At 54.5% G+C, this 13176-nt stretch carries 13 protein-coding genes and 2 pseudogenes; 8 read left to right on the forward strand and 7 right to left on the reverse strand.

The genetic code is table 11. The features are described 5' to 3' along the window. Positions 1–15: 15 nt before the first annotated feature. From JCM17844_RS10010 to JCM17844_RS10020, 3 genes are all read right to left on the reverse strand, one after another. Positions 16–1323, reverse strand: coding sequence for a M24 family metallopeptidase (locus JCM17844_RS10010; RefSeq protein WP_150000911.1), 1308 nt, complete (start codon positions 1321–1323; stop codon positions 16–18). A gap of 175 nt (positions 1324–1498) precedes the next feature. Next, on the reverse strand, positions 1499–2245 hold the full coding sequence (locus tag JCM17844_RS10015; protein WP_210431775.1) for a glutathione S-transferase family protein: 747 nt from the start codon (positions 2243–2245) through the stop codon (positions 1499–1501). A 10-nt stretch (positions 2246–2255) separates the two neighbouring features. Next, the gene (locus JCM17844_RS10020) at positions 2256–2969 is read right to left on the reverse strand and encodes a peroxiredoxin family protein (protein ID WP_188873631.1); all 714 of its coding nucleotides are present in this window, start codon (positions 2967–2969) and stop codon (positions 2256–2258) included. A 152-nt stretch (positions 2970–3121) separates the two neighbouring features. Between JCM17844_RS10020 and JCM17844_RS15075 the strand changes: the two genes are divergently transcribed. The 3 genes and pseudogenes from JCM17844_RS15075 (at position 3122) to dapE (ending at position 5395) form a co-directional block, all read left to right on the forward strand. Further along, positions 3122–3280, forward strand: a complete 159-nt coding sequence (locus JCM17844_RS15075) for a hypothetical protein (RefSeq protein ID WP_210431776.1) — start codon at positions 3122–3124, stop codon at positions 3278–3280. 83 nt (positions 3281–3363) lie between these two features. Further along, positions 3364–4209, forward strand: a complete 846-nt coding sequence (gene dapD / locus JCM17844_RS10025; protein WP_150000834.1) for a 2,3,4,5-tetrahydropyridine-2,6-dicarboxylate N-succinyltransferase — start codon at positions 3364–3366, stop codon at positions 4207–4209. Next, positions 4209–5395 (forward strand): annotated as a pseudogene (gene dapE / locus JCM17844_RS17315) (succinyl-diaminopimelate desuccinylase). The gene dapD and the pseudogene dapE overlap by 1 nt, the downstream one beginning before the upstream one ends. A gap of 56 nt (positions 5396–5451) precedes the next feature. Here the strand turns inward: dapE and JCM17844_RS10035 are convergent. Then, the gene (locus JCM17844_RS10035) at positions 5452–6117 is read right to left on the reverse strand and encodes a putative metalloprotease CJM1_0395 family protein (protein WP_150000835.1); all 666 of its coding nucleotides are present in this window, start codon (positions 6115–6117) and stop codon (positions 5452–5454) included. 160 nt (positions 6118–6277) lie between these two features. On the opposite strand from JCM17844_RS10035, the pseudogene JCM17844_RS10040 reads away from it, so the two are divergent. Beyond that, positions 6278–7809: pseudogene (locus tag JCM17844_RS10040) on the forward strand (acyl-CoA carboxylase subunit beta). 28 nt (positions 7810–7837) lie between these two features. Here the strand turns inward: JCM17844_RS10040 and JCM17844_RS10045 are convergent. Then, the gene (locus JCM17844_RS10045) at positions 7838–8587 is read right to left on the reverse strand and encodes a DUF4197 domain-containing protein (RefSeq protein WP_150000836.1); all 750 of its coding nucleotides are present in this window, start codon (positions 8585–8587) and stop codon (positions 7838–7840) included. Positions 8588–8769: 182 nt separating this feature from the next. Between JCM17844_RS10045 and JCM17844_RS10050 the strand changes: the two genes are divergently transcribed. Both JCM17844_RS10050 and JCM17844_RS10055 read left to right on the forward strand, forming a co-directional pair. Continuing rightward, complete coding sequence (locus tag JCM17844_RS10050; protein WP_210431779.1) at positions 8770–9777, forward strand: Vgb family protein; 1008 nt, start codon at positions 8770–8772, stop codon at positions 9775–9777. Next, the gene (locus tag JCM17844_RS10055; RefSeq protein WP_150000837.1) at positions 9774–10328 is read left to right on the forward strand and encodes a choice-of-anchor V domain-containing protein; all 555 of its coding nucleotides are present in this window, start codon (positions 9774–9776) and stop codon (positions 10326–10328) included. Before JCM17844_RS10050 ends, JCM17844_RS10055 begins: the two co-directional genes overlap by 4 nt. 47 nt (positions 10329–10375) lie before the next feature. Here the strand turns inward: JCM17844_RS10055 and JCM17844_RS10060 are convergent, their stop codons facing one another. Together JCM17844_RS10060 and JCM17844_RS10065 are read right to left on the reverse strand one after the other, a co-directional pair. Further along, entirely contained in the window at positions 10376–10888 is a 513-nt protein-coding gene (locus JCM17844_RS10060) for a tetratricopeptide repeat protein (RefSeq protein ID WP_150000838.1), read from the reverse strand. A gap of 137 nt (positions 10889–11025) precedes the next feature. Further along, positions 11026–11952, reverse strand: coding sequence for a glutaminase (locus tag JCM17844_RS10065; RefSeq protein ID WP_150000839.1), 927 nt, complete (start codon positions 11950–11952; stop codon positions 11026–11028). 165 nt (positions 11953–12117) lie between these two features. On the opposite strand from JCM17844_RS10065, the gene JCM17844_RS10070 reads away from it, so the two are divergent. Continuing rightward, a complete protein-coding gene (locus JCM17844_RS10070; RefSeq protein ID WP_150000840.1) occupies positions 12118–12873 on the forward strand; it encodes a hypothetical protein in 756 nt (251 codons plus the stop codon). Positions 12874–12916: 43 nt separating this feature from the next. Further along, positions 12917–13150 (forward strand): hypothetical protein, encoded by a 234-nt coding sequence (locus JCM17844_RS10075; RefSeq protein WP_150000841.1) that lies wholly within the window; start codon positions 12917–12919, stop codon positions 13148–13150. The last annotated feature ends 26 nt before the right edge of the window (positions 13151–13176 follow it).

Consider the following 13176-nt stretch of genomic DNA (forward strand, 5'->3'; position numbering starts at 1 on the left):
ACGGCGGTGGCTGGATCAATAACGATTGGCGATTGGAAGCTCTTCAGCAGGGAAGAGGGTGATGACCTTCGCTCCATCGGCTGTGACCACCACTTCTTCTTCGATGCGCGCTGCTCCGGAGCCATCTTTCGCGGGGCAGTATGTTTCCAGCGCGAACACCATGCCTTCCTTGATCTCCATCGGATGGTCCATGGATACAAGGCGTGAAATGATGGGCCGTTCATGCAATGCCACCCCAAGCCCATGCCCAAATTGCAAAGCGAACGCTTCCATTTCATTGGGGAAGCCGAACTCTTCGGCTTTAGGGAATGCTGCGGCGATGTGGTCGGTGCTGGCACCGGGACGAACCCGGCTTAAGGCTTCGTCCATCCATTCGCGGGCTTTTCGGTATGCGTCATGATGCGCAGGTGTTGCTTTTCCCACATTGAAGGTGCGGTAATAACAGGTGCGATAGCCCATATAGGCCTGAATAATGTCGAAAAAAGCTTGATCGCCCGGGCGGATGATGCGGTCGGTAAAATTGTGCGGGTGGGGGGCGCAGCGCTCTCCGGCGACCGCATTGATGGCCTCCACATCATCGGAGCCCATTTCGAACAGACGCTTTGAGGCCATGGCCACGATATCCGATTCACGAACGCCGGGTTTCAACGCTTCATAAATATCATGATAAACGCCATCCACCATCGCAGCGGCTGTGTTCAGTAGCATGATTTCATCGCGGCTTTTTACTTCGCGGGCATCAAGCATCACCTGCTGCCCATCGCGCACATCAATGCCAAGCTTTTGCAATTCGAACATCATCGGCGGCTCGATCACATCCACACCGACAGGCATATTGGCGACGCCTTGTTCGCGCAGCACATCGTGAATTTCCTGTGCTGCCCGTTTCACCAGGCCTTGATCTGGTGGAATAGTGCCGCGCAATCCTACATTGCCTGCATGGCAGCATACCGGCTGTAACCATGGAGCATAAATGCGATGATGAGCGGCCGCCGACCCGAAATCCCACAAATGCGGTTCACCATTTCCGGTTAGCACCGTATAGCGGCAGAATTTATCGCGCGACCATTCACCAATCATGGTCGAGGTAATGTAGCGAATATTATTGTTATCGAAGCATAAGAGTGCGCCTAGATCGGAGTTGCGCAACGCCTGCCGCGCCCGGCCCAGCCGGTATCTGTGCAGGCGGCGAAAATCTACACGCTCTTCAAAATCCACATTCATTACGCCATGGGCATTGAGGCGCGTCCAGTCATGTTTTGGATCAATATCGTCGGGCAGGATTTCCAGTCGCTCGGAAAGGGCGGCCGGCTTTTTGAGCATTTCTTGCTCATGCTCGTGATCACAGGGCCTGCCGTCATGGGAATGATGGGAATGATCTGAACTCATGGCACATCCTTAACGGTGTTTGGAGTGGAGGGCGCAAACGTTTGCCTTATCATGCATACTTCCAGGGGCTCGTCAATCATTGAACAGTATTTATATGGCTATAAGCTTGCTAGGGCACATAAGCGGTGATCGCCGTGTCAAAGCTTTGGCGCGCCTGAATACGATTATACCAATGTTCTAGATATGGATAATCATTAAGATTGAAACCTAGTTTCGATGCACGATGGACATTCACCACGGCGGAAAAATCAGCGAGCGAAATTTGGGGTCCGGCAAGCCATACAGTGCGTTCTAATTGTTTGTCGATTCGCTGAAGAAAATCACCAATTGTGGCTTCGTAACTTGCTAAATCGTCGGGATCGAAGCCCTCTAGATAGCGGCGATAAAAGTCGACCAAATTTGGATTTCGTTGGTGGGCGGCATAATAGGAAAATTTCTCTTGCGTGGGCGGGAATTTGTCACGAAACAGTTTTTCATAGGTCAGGGTTTTGATGCTGATTTGCAAGTCGTCGCCCAGCTCCATCCATGGGAAAACCAGACTTTTCTCATGGTGCGTGGTTGGCATCAGCTTGGGGCCAGGGAAATGGTCGTCCAGATATTGGATGATGTCGTGGGATTCGATAACGACCGTCCCATCATGCACAAGGGCAGGGACCACGCCTTTGGGATGGATGCCCTGATAATCCGGTGTCAAATGTTCAAACTTCATCAGATCGATCACATGGCTTTCCCATGGGATATTTTTTTCCGCCAGAATGAGCCGAGTTCGTTGCGAGCAATTTGAGAAGGGGCTGTGGAAAAGATGCACCCCTCGTAGCTCTCTGACCAAGTGGTTTTCTGGTTCAATGATGGGCATGATGGGGCCTTTAGGAATTTCTGAATTTGCCGTGTTTATTATAATAATCATCCACCAGCTTATGGCGTTTGATCAGTTTCGGGGTGGCCTTCACAAAGTCCCAAAGGGCGATAAAGCCGCCGGTCCACATGGTGCGTAAGGCTACCATCATGCCACGGCTAGCCTTCAATTTTTTCATGTCTGCATTTTCAACAGTGTGGATCTTTGTTCGGTCCGACAGTGCTTCGTGCAGGCCATCGACAGTGGCCCAATTACAGCGATAGTGAACCTTACCCTCGGGGTTGATCACATATATGATGTTGGGCATGCCCCCATAGGATTTATGCATGTCTCCTTCATAGGAATCGATATATACTGGGCGATCCTCGCCATAGCGCGGGGCAAGTAAAGTGGCGGCTTTCTTTTTCTCTTCAAAAGATGCGTGCTGACTAAGCCGTTCGCCGGGGTGGGCTTCCCGCACATAGACGATGATGAATTCCACATCGGGAAAATCGTCGCGTAGTTTTTGCATGCCCGGAATATTCTTTGTGTACATGGAGCAGGTGGCTGATCCTGTTTCGATCACGAGCCACTTTCCCCTAAAGTCCGAGAGGCTGACCGTTTTGCCATCCAATGTGGTCAAAGTGAAGTCTTGGGCCTCTTCGCCTGCCCTCGGGCCTTTGAATAAATCCCAGTCATATTGTTTTACGGTGAAACGGGGCGCGTTATAGATCATCTTGGTCATGGGTCGCTCCTCTCGCATTCCGGCGGCTTGGTGCCATATTTTCGCGTGTTCTTTTAAAGAAGGCAAACGTTTGCGTTTTTAACATAATTATTTCGGTGTGGAAAGTCATTCTGTTGTTTAGGGGGGCGTGATGTATAAAGGCGGCATTGGGCATGACCACTGTGTGGTTGAAAACCGCTTATCAATGGGGGCATGTGGACCATGTAAAAGCGGCGGTGCACCATGAAACGGAGGATCTGGTGGGCTTTTTGCGCGCCCAATCGGGAGACGCGACGGACGAGAGAGCCTTCATTCCCGATGCTTCGTCTTGACTATGCTTTGCCCACGCGTATCCTCGCCCGCCAAATGATGTTTATTGAATCTTCTCTTATGTTTCGCAGTTTGGAAAGAATCCATGCCCCAGTCTGATCTTCGCGCACATATTGAAAATGCTTGGGACATGCGCGACAGCCTCTCCCCCCAAAGCAAAGGCGAACACCGGGAAGCCGTGGAGGCCGCCTTGGCCGCCCTTGATGACGGAACCCTGCGCGTTGCCTCAAAGGAAAATGGCGCATGGGTGGTGCATGAATGGTTGAAAAAAGCGGTTTTGCTGTCTTTCCGCCTGAACGATATGGAGCTGATCGAAGGCGGGCCGGGCACCAACACCACATGGTTTGACAAGGTGCCTTCAAAATTTGAAGGCTGGACGGCGGCCAAATTCCAGAATGCCGGATTCCGCGCCGTGCCGGGGGCCATTGTGCGCCGTTCTGCTTTCATTGGAAAAGGCGCGGTGCTGATGCCGTCTTTTGTCAATCTGGGGGCCTATGTGGGCGAAGGGACCATGGTGGACACATGGGCCACGGTGGGATCTTGTGCACAGATCGGTGCCAATGTGCATCTTTCAGGTGGCGCGGGCATTGGCGGGGTGTTGGAACCCTTGCAGGCCGCGCCGGTAATCATCGAGGACAATTGTTTCATTGGCGCCCGCGCCGAAGTGGCGGAAGGGGTGCGGGTGGAAGAAGGGTCCGTCTTGTCGATGGGGGTGTATCTGGGGGCTTCGACCAAGATTGTGGACCGGCAAAGCGGCGAGATTTTCCAAGGGCGGGTGCCCGCCTATTCCGTGGTGGTGCCGGGCACTTTGCCGGGCAAGCCTTTGGCCGATGGCACGCCGGGGCCGGGGCTTTATTGCGCGGTGATCGTCAAGCGCGTCGATGCGCAAACCCGCGCCAAAACCTCTATCAACGAGCTGTTGCGTAGCTGATGGGCCGCGATCACGCCTTTGCGGATCTGTTTGCGCCCGATGGCTGTCTTGATGCCGCGGCGTTTGCGCAAAGTTTGATAAGATGTCCATCGGTGACGCCCCGTGATGAAGGGGCGCTGGACCTGTTGCAATCCGTGTTGGACTCTTTGGGCTTTTCCTGTCATCGGCTGCCTTTCGATGCGCCGGGAACGGCGCGGGTGGACAATTTATTCGCCCGTCTTGGCAGTGGCGCACCGCATATGTGTTTTGCGGGCCATACGGATGTGGTGCCGGTGGGCCACCCTGATAGCTGGCAGGTGGACCCTTTTGGCGGCCTGATTGAAGATGGCGTGTTGATGGGGCGCGGCGCGGCCGATATGAAGGGGGCCATTGCGGCCTTCGTGGCGGCGGTCAGCGATTTTCTGGCCGCCCATAAGGGGGGCTTTGATGGCTCCATCAGTTTTCTTGTCACCGGCGACGAGGAAGGCCCGGCCATCAATGGAACGGTGAAGGTGCTGGGATGGATGGCGGCCAATGGCCATATCCCGATATGTGCCTTGTGGGGGAGCCCACCAATCCATCGCGTCTTGGGGAAATGGTGAAAATCGGACGGCGCGGCAGTTTCAATGCGCGTCTGACCGTATGTGGTCATCAAGGCCATGTGGCCTATCCGCATCTGGCGAATAATCCCATTCCCGGCCTTGTGCGGTTGTTGGAGGCCTTGGGCCGCGATCAACTGGATCAGGGCACTGCACATTTCCAGCCGTCGAATTTGGAAATCACCAATATCGAGGTGGGAAACTCCGCCACCAATGTCATTCCCGGTAAGGCAGAGGCGGCGTTCAACATCCGCTTCAATGACCTGCACACAGGAGACAGTCTGGAACACTGGGTGCGGACGCGGCTGGATGCGGTGGGCGTGCCTTATGATCTGGATATTACCGTTTCGGGCGATGCGTTTTTAACGCCGCCGGGGCCGTTTTCCGATGCCATAGCAGGGGCCATCGAAGCCCGTTTGGGAGAGCCGCCGGCCTTATCCACCACCGGCGGCACATCGGATGCACGCTTTATCAAGAATTACTGTCCGGTGGCGGAATTCGGGCTGGTGGGGGCCACCATGCACAAAGCCAATGAATGTGTGAGCCTGGCCGATCTTGCGGCCCTGCGCGATATTTATGGCGATATTCTGGAACGGTTGCTGGCTTGAGGCTTTGGCCCTATGTGACGGCTTTGAAGGCCGTTGACCTCCAGACCCGCATAAAATCAGACGAGGAGCGACAGTCCCTCGCCCGGTTGGGTGACAGGCGCCGTTCCTTGAAGCGCTTCCCGTTCAAGTGCGGCGGCTTCGGCACGGGCAGCCTGAAGATCGGCTTGCGCCTGTGCGGCCACAGCACGGTCTTGTGATGATGGCTGTGCCGGTGCCAAGGCAGCGCGAACCACTTTTTCCAGCTTGTCGATGCTGGCTTGCGGGTCGCCTGCGATGGGGCCGCTGTCGATGGACACTTCACCCGCCACCGCATATTGTCGCCCATCCGGGCCGGTTTCAAATTCCAGTTGCGGCTGTCCGGCCAATTCTGCCCCGGCCGTTGCGTGGGCGGCTTCATGGGCACGCACTTCCCGATCACGGGCGCGCAGTTCATTCACCTGTGCTTGTTCTTCGGCGCTTAAATCATCGGGCAGGGCAGGCGGGTCGCTTGGCTGTCGGGTGTCTTCCGTGTCTTCATCGGCTTGGGCGGTGAGCGCCGTTTCGCCCGCCAGCAGGTTTTGTCCAAGCGATGGAGCCGCGGCCCTCGCTATGATGGGCTCCCCCGCACGCAGTTCATCTTGAAGCGTCGGTGATGCTGGCGCATCTGCTCCTTGCCCTAGCACAGTGGCAGGGGTGATGGATGGGGGGAACAAACCCGCATTTGCAGAAGAAATACCGATCATGCGGGGGATTTTAGCGCATTTCCGTTAAAAGCGCGTAAGTTTTTGGCGGATTTTTGAGGATTCATCGGGGCGGATAAGGCGGTAAGGATTGCGGAGGCCTGTTCGAGGCCCTAAAACCGAATGGCCAGCGCCTTGAAACTGCGATCCTGTGGGGAGTTTTATGAAAGAGATCCTTAAAGAACTGGAAGACCGTCGCGCCCAGGCCCGTTTGGGAGGCGGACAGAAAAGGATCGATGCCCAACATGCCCGCGGCAAGCTGACGGCCAGAGAGCGGATCGAGGTTTTGCTCGATGAAGGCTCTTTTGAAGAAATGGATATGTTCGTCACCCATCGCTGCACCGATTTCGGCATGGAGGAGATGTCCTATCCCGGCGACGGCGTGGTGACAGGGTCCGGGACCATCAATGGCCGCCTTGTCTATGTGTTCAGCCAGGATTTTACCGTGTTTGGCGGTTCGCTTTCGGAAACCCATGCCCAGAAAATCTGCAAGGTCATGGATATGGCCATGAGGGTGGGGGCACCGGTGATCGGGCTGAACGATTCGGGGGGCGCACGTATTCAGGAAGGCGTGGCGTCTTTGGCGGGCTATGCCGATGTATTCCAGCGCAATGTGCTGGCCTCTGGCGTGGTGCCGCAAATCTCGGTGATTATGGGGCCATGCGCGGGCGGGGCCGTTTATTCGCCTGCCATGACCGATATGATCTTCATGGTGAAAGACAGCTCTTATATGTTTGTCACCGGCCCCGATGTTGTGAAAACAGTGACCAATGAAGTGGTGACTCAGGAAGAACTGGGCGGGGCGATCACCCACAGCACCAAATCTGCAGTGGCCGACAAAGCCTTTGAAAATGATGTTGAAGCGCTGATGCAAACCCGGCGCATGTTCGACTTTTTGCCGCTCAACAACCGCGAGGCCGCCCCCGTCCGTCCCAGTTTCGATGGGGCCGACAGGGTGGAATTGTCTCTGGACAGTGTGGTGCCCTCCAATCCCAATAAACCCTATGATATGCATGAAGTGATCGAAAAGATTGTCGATGAAGGCGATTTTTTCGAGCTTCAGCCCCTTCATGCCCGCAATATGATTATCGGCCTTGCCGGATGGAAGGGCAAACCGTGGGGATCGTAGCCAATCAGCCGATGGTGCTGGCGGGATGCCTTGATATTGACAGCTCGAAGAAAGCAGCGCGATTCGTGCGCTTTTGTGATTGCTTCAACATTCCCATTTTAACCCTTGTGGACGTGCCGGGATTTTTGCCCGGAACGGCGCAGGAACATGGTGGCATCATCAAGCATGGGGCGAAATTGCTGTTCGCCTTTGGCGAGGCCACAGTGCCAAAAATTACCGTGATTACCCGCAAGGCCTATGGTGGCGCTTATGATGTGATGAGCTCAAAGCATCTGCGCGGCGATATGAATTATGCCTGGCCCACGGCGGAAATCGCGGTGATGGGGGCAAAGGGGGCCGTGGAGATCATTTACCGCGCCGAACGTGATGATGCGGACAAGATCGCCGAACGCACCAAAGCCTATGAAAGCCATTTTGCCAATCCGTTTGTGGCCGCATCCAAGGGCTTCATCGACGAGGTAATCATGCCCCATTCAACGCGCAAGCGGATTTGCCGCTCTTTGCAGGTGCTGAAAACCAAATCCTTGGAAAATCCTTGGAAAAAGCACGATAATATCCCGCTTTAACGGTGACCGTTCTTTGCGGATTTACGGCCTAGTTCAAGCTGCCGAAAACAGATTTTAAAAGATCTGTTGTGCGCTTTGCGGGATTGGCGCGTATGGCAGCCTCTTCCACCGCCAAGGTGGAAAACAGGCCGTTCATGGCCATTTCGGTGGTATAGGCCGACAGGTCGCCTTTTACATCGGGCACAAAGGGCACATCGCGGTAAGCCGCAATGGTTTCGTCATAAAGATCCAGCGCCCCCACATTTTCCAGACTGGTATCGATCACCGGTTTCATTTTTTCGGCCAAGCCGGGTCCCATCTGCCTCTTCAGATATTGCGTGGCGGCATCATCCGGGCCGGTAAGAATGGTGCGCGCATCGGTGATCGTCATGTTTGAAATCGCCTCGATAAACAGATCGCGCGCTTGGGGTGCGGCGGCTTCAGCGGCGCGGTTCAATCTCACCTCAAGCTCATCGGTCAAGGCGCTCATGCCGATGCGGTCCAGCGTTTTATCAACGCGGCTCAAGGTTTTTGGCAAGGGAATATGCAGTTCGGGGTCATCCAGATAACCGCCTGCAGCGCTTAGGGTGTCCACCACGCGCCCCGATGCCACTGTGAGTGCTTCGCGCAGGCCAGAACCGATGTCGGCTTCACTTAGCGCGGCGGTGCTTTGCTCTGTCTTTTCTTTTTTGAATAGGGATTTTGCTTTTTTCGACCAGCTTTGTTCTGCTTGTGCGGAAAAGGAAAGGGTAAGGACCAGAAGCGACGTAACAAGGGAATTGAGCAAGGGTCGGGACATGATATATTCCAAATTTAAATGTAGTATGGAATGTGCGCTTTATTCGCCTCTTCGTCAAATGATTGCACTTAGGTACGAAGAAAGGCCGACAGACTTTCTATGCTTTTGTTGAAAGAGCCATATCTATACAGACTTTGGAAAATATTGTTCTTGAAGAGAAAAAAAGGGAGAATCTCATGCTGGTGCGACCGCTTTTAGTTTTGATTGCCGGAGTGTTTATGTCGGTGGGGTTCGCTCCTTTGTCTGCGGCATCGGAAGAAAAGAACCCGGTAACCATCAAGGAATGGACCGTTCCATATGAAGAAAGCCGGCCACGCGATCCGTTCGCTGTCTCTGAAAAAGAGGTGTGGTTCGTGGGGCAGCGCAGCAGCTATCTGGCGCGGCTCAATCCGCAAGACGGCAGCTTTGAAAAGCACGACCTTGTGGATCAGGCGGGCCCCCATAATCTGATTGTCGGCAAGGATGGCATCGTCTGGTATGCGGGCAATCTGAAAGGCTATGTCGGACGGTTCGATCCCGAAAACGGCGAAATCGAAAAAATTGCTATGCCCGATCCTGCGGCCCGCGATCCCCATACGCTGGTGTTCGATGCCGATCAAAGCCATATCTGGTTCACGGTTCAGGGCGGCAATTTCATCGGGCGGGTAACCGTGGCGGATCGCAAAGTGGATTTGATCCCTGTTCCCACGCCCCGTGCGCGGCCTTATGGTATTCGCATGGCTCCCGATGGTACGCCGTGGATCGTGTTGTTCGGAACCCACAAGCTGGCGTCGGTGAATCCGGAAAGCCTTGAACTGACGGAATATGAAATCCCCCATGAGGATGCCCGTCCGCGCCGGTTGGAGATCACCTCAGGCGGCGATATTTATTATGCGGATTATGTTCGTGGCACTGTGGGGCTTTATGATCCCGAAACGCGAATGGTTACCGAATGGCCGCTGCCATCGGGTGAAAAAGCGCGGCCTTATGGCACCGCCATTGATACCGATGATGTGGTCTGGATCGCCGAAACCGGGGTGTTGCCCAATCAACTGGTGGGCTTTGATACAAAATCGGCGGAATTCGTGTCCGTGACCGCGATCCCTTCGGGGGCAAGGTCGGTGCGTCATATGGATTATCACGCCCCCAGCGATACCCTGTGGTTTGGCACCGATGCCAATACCATCGGGCGGGCCGAGCTTGGCCAGTGATTGCAAAAACAATGAAGGAAGCCGCCTTTGCGCTGTGTGTTGCGTGCGGGGCGGCTTCTGCCGCTTTGGCCTTTCCCGATGGGGCGCCATGGGGAATGGATCCCGCAGAAGGCTGCAATCAGTGCCATTTCGATGGTGATATGGTCGTGCCGTCTGCCGCTTTGGCGGTGGACGGGTTGCCCGAACGCCCTTTGCCCGGCCATCGCTATCGCCTGCATATCGGCTTCGAGGCCCCCGATGCGGCTTTGCGCGGCATGGCTGTGCAGATGTTTTATGAGTATGGCGCCCCCGCCGGAGAGCTAAAAGCGGTCACATCGGCTGTGGAAGCACAAGGAAGCATGGGGCGCAGCCGGGAAACAGCGGCCCAAAGCTGGGAGTTTGAATGGACGGCACCACAGGATATGGGGCAAAAAGATGCGGATCGCCGCGCGATCATGGTCCATTTATGGGGCAATGCAGCCAATGGCGACGGGTCGCCCTTTGGCGACCAGATCCACCACCGCATCATTCCCTTGAACGGATTATCCAAAGGCTCGGCAAAGCGGCCATAACAGGTGTTTGTGGTCCATGACGAAACGAAAGCTATGACCAGTGCGGTCTAGCTTCCAAAGCCGGCTTGTGCTTCGGCCAGATCGATATTATGGCGCACCACATCTGCCTCATGGCTTTTTTCGGGTAGGTTCGCCAGTGCCGCGCGATAATCGGTGATGGCTTTTTGCGGTGTCCCACGCATCAGGTGAAGGGTGCCGCGGGAATTGAGAGCCATCCAGTGATTGGGACGGATCTTGATTGCCTTGTCGCAAGCGGCCAAGGCTTTGTTCCAGGCATCCACCGTGCTGTGTATGACACAAAGCGCATTCCATGCCGCATATTGGACCAAGGGCGTTTTGTCTTTTTCCAGAAGATTTTCTGCCGCAAGAATGGCTTTGTCCGTTTTGCCGTCATTCAGCAAAATGCGGATCTGGGTGATTTCTGCCGGTTCTTCAAAGCGGATGATGTTAACGGGTTGATCGTTGTTTCTAACGATCCGGCTGCCTGTTGTTTGTGCAAGGGCTGTAGCGCCGGTAAAGGCCAGCGAAATGGCTGCCAATGCGCAGGAATAATACCGCATACCATGTCTCCTCAATGGAAGGTGGATGTTGCGCAGTATGTCTATATTACTATATTTTAATGTCTAATGGGAGTCTGCGATAGGTGAAGGGCTAGGGCCACGGTTGCGCCTTGAGGCCGTATCCTTACAGCTATTCCTTAATTTCTGAACACATTCATGCCGGTGCGCCGGGCAAACAGTTCCAAGGCGCGGGTACCAGCAAGGGAATTCCCCGCTTCATTCAGGGGCGGCGACCATGCGCACAGGCTACCGATACCGGGAATAATGCATAAAATGCCGCCACCAACGCCGGATTTTCCGGGCAAGCCTACCCGAAAAGCGAAATCGCCTGACATGTCATAATGGCCGCAGGTCATCATCAGGGCATTGATCCTTATTGCACGCCCGGGTCGGGTGATCTTGGCTCCGTTGATGGGGTCTTGGCCGCCATTGGCCAGATAAAGCCCAGCACGGGAGAGTTCGGTGGCGGTCATTTCCAGCGCGCATTGGCAGAAATAAGTGTTCAGAACCTGATCCACATCATTGTCGATTACCCCGAAACTTTTCATGAAGTGCCCAAGGCTGATATTGCGGTGGCCCCATTCCCGCTCGCTTTGGGCCACTTCTGGATCGATTCGTACACGGCTTGATCCACTGGCCGTGCGCACCAAGGTGAGCATGTCGTCCAGAGCACCGCGGTCCCCTGCCGAGCTGATGACCGCATCGGTGACCGCCAAAGCCCCTGCATTGATGAAGGGATTTCTGGGAATGCCGCATTCATATTCCAGTTGGGAAATGGAATTGAACGCATTGCCAGAAGGTTCGCGGCCCACCCGTTTCCACAATCGACCGCCCAAAGCCTCTAAAGCCAATGTCAGCATGAACAGTTTGGATATGGATTGCGCGGAAAAGGGCGTGTCCGCATCGCCGCTTTTATAAACCGCTCCATCAAGGGTGGTAAGCACCAATGCAAAGGATTTTGGGTTCGCGCTGGCAAGGGCGGGAATATAGCTTGCCACAGCCCCCTTGCCTAAAATCGGGTCCACCTCGCGGTGGATCCCTTTGATGATTTTTTCCCAGTTCATGGCGTGACAATAACGGGGCCGGACAGCCATTGCCAGACCGGATCTGCGCCGTGCAGGAGGGGGCGCATATTAAGGCTTGCAAAATGGATTCTATATCGGGATGATATAATAAGAATGATGTCGCCGGAACAAGGCGACGATCCATATATAGCGAGGATAGGGCTTATGAAACCGATCTATTTCCTAATGGCGACAGGTGTTTTTTGTTTCGTGCAGATGGGGGGCGCAGCAGCGCAAAGCCCGGCCCGGGAAGATGGTCCTTTGGCACAAGCCGTTGCGCTTGCCAAAGAGCATGAGCCAAATCAGCTGGATTATAGCTTTGTGCGGCGGATTAAGGTGGATACGGAAGATGAGGTATTCGACCGTACGGAACGTTATGATCCCCGTCTGGATCAGGAGAAGAAATGGGAATTGGTTGCTATTGAGGGGAGAGAGCCCACGCCTGAAGATGTGGAAGAGTATAAAACCGGTACCTTCAAGGTGAACGGCAGCAGCAATAATTTCGAGCTGTATCACGATGTGATCGGCGATCTGGATTGGGAAGATGCGTTTCTGATCAAGGAAACAGAAGATCAGGTATTTTACCGTCTTGAAGGCGATTTCACAGAGATACTGGAAGAGGATGATGTTGATTTCTCCGAGAATCTGGAAGCCCATCTCATCGTGGATAAAACCGATGGCGTGCCGTTTGTTTCGGAATTTCGGGTCTTTGCTCCCAATCCTTTCAGCAAGGCGATGGTTGCCAAGATCAAGAAATTCGAGATGCAGTTTCGCTTTGCCCGCAATAGCCAGTCCGGTGATATCCTCCCCCAGGAGGTTGATGTGAACATATCGATTCAGGCTCTGTTTTTCATCTCCGTTGATGCTGTCACCCATATCGGTTTTTCGGATTATGACTATCTGAAAGAAACGAGCGATTGATAAGGCTGGCTGAACAGAGCCGCCAAACGCAAAGGAGTGATAAATGGGCGTGTTTGAAATGGTTGTGCTGATCGTGCTGATTGCCACGGTCGGCGAGATTGTCAAAAATCGCGCGAAAACCAAAACCCGCATGGAAGATCTGGAAAAGCGTCTCAAGGAATTGGGGGTGGCGGATCAATTGAAACGGGTGGACGATCTGGAACAACGGGTGCGAACGCTGGAGAGGATCGCTACAGACAAGCGCAGCCGATTGCATGATGAGATCGACGCGCTTTAAGCCTTGGACGGCATATGGGGCCAGCC

The sequence above is a fragment of the Iodidimonas gelatinilytica genome (assembly GCF_008579125.1).
GTDB classification, from domain to species: Bacteria; Pseudomonadota; Alphaproteobacteria; order Sphingomonadales; family Rhodothalassiaceae; genus Iodidimonas; species Iodidimonas muriae.

What these genes read in the sequence shown, in the direction of transcription:
- JCM17844_RS10060 (WP_150000838.1), bottom strand. Translation starts at nt 10,888, where the DNA reads ATGCGGTATTATTCCTGCGCATTGGCAGCCATTTCGCTGGCCTTTACC.
- JCM17844_RS10020 (WP_188873631.1), bottom strand. Translation starts at nt 2,969, where the DNA reads ATGACCAAGATGATCTATAACGCGCCCCGTTTCACCGTAAAACAATAT.
- JCM17844_RS10065 (WP_150000839.1), bottom strand. Translation starts at nt 11,952, where the DNA reads ATGAACTGGGAAAAAATCATCAAAGGGATCCACCGCGAGGTGGACCCG.
- JCM17844_RS15075 (WP_210431776.1), top strand. Translation starts at nt 3,122, where the DNA reads ATGACCACTGTGTGGTTGAAAACCGCTTATCAATGGGGGCATGTGGAC.
- dapD (WP_150000834.1), top strand. Translation starts at nt 3,364, where the DNA reads ATGCCCCAGTCTGATCTTCGCGCACATATTGAAAATGCTTGGGACATG.
- JCM17844_RS10015 (WP_210431775.1), bottom strand. Translation starts at nt 2,245, where the DNA reads ATGCCCATCATTGAACCAGAAAACCACTTGGTCAGAGAGCTACGAGGG.
- JCM17844_RS10010 (WP_150000911.1), bottom strand. Translation starts at nt 1,323, where the DNA reads ATGCTCAAAAAGCCGGCCGCCCTTTCCGAGCGACTGGAAATCCTGCCC.
- JCM17844_RS10070 (WP_150000840.1), top strand. Translation starts at nt 12,118, where the DNA reads ATGAAACCGATCTATTTCCTAATGGCGACAGGTGTTTTTTGTTTCGTG.
- JCM17844_RS10045 (WP_150000836.1), bottom strand. Translation starts at nt 8,587, where the DNA reads ATGTCCCGACCCTTGCTCAATTCCCTTGTTACGTCGCTTCTGGTCCTT.
- JCM17844_RS10075 (WP_150000841.1), top strand. Translation starts at nt 12,917, where the DNA reads ATGGGCGTGTTTGAAATGGTTGTGCTGATCGTGCTGATTGCCACGGTC.
- JCM17844_RS10035 (WP_150000835.1), bottom strand. Translation starts at nt 6,117, where the DNA reads ATGATCGGTATTTCTTCTGCAAATGCGGGTTTGTTCCCCCCATCCATC.